Raw genomic sequence first — 495 nt, 5'->3', positions numbered from 1 at the left:
AGAATCTTCCATCAGCGGAAAAAATAAAGGCGATTTTTAGAGAGACGCAAGCCGCCAAAATTGACCGCAGAAAAGATAATTTGCTTTCAGGCGATTTAATGGACAAAGTTCCGCCTGCCGGGGAAATAGTGTCCGAAGACATGAATAAGCTGACGGGTGCACATATTATTACTTTGTCAAACGGAGCAAAAATAATTTTTCAGGAGACAGCTAATAAAAATAACGAGATTGTAATGTACGCAATGGCAAAAGGCGGAACAACTAACGCTACCGAGAAAACAATTGTCTCCGTAAATCTTCTTTCCGAAATGATAGCCGCATCTGGTCTTGGTCCGTATTCAAGAAATGAGCTTTCAAACAAACTTGCCGGAAAACAAGCGTCAATGTCTTTCTGGAGCGGCGGTTATTAACGAGGGGTGCAGGGAGGGGCTACAAAGACGGACGTAAAAAAGCCTTTTTCAATTGAGTAGCCTTTCTGTTCTCAAACCACGCATT

At 42.4% G+C, this 495-nt stretch carries 1 pseudogene; it reads left to right on the top strand.

What is annotated here, in order from left to right:
- Positions 1–410: pseudogene (locus ACYVTD_RS16320) on the top strand (M16 family metallopeptidase); the annotation flags it as partial.
- Between the last annotated feature and the right edge of the window lie 85 nt (positions 411–495).

The organism is Treponema sp. R6D11, from assembly GCF_054786075.1.
The sequence above is the reverse complement of the archived record's forward strand: the minus strand, read 5'-3'. Positions and strand labels throughout refer to the sequence as shown.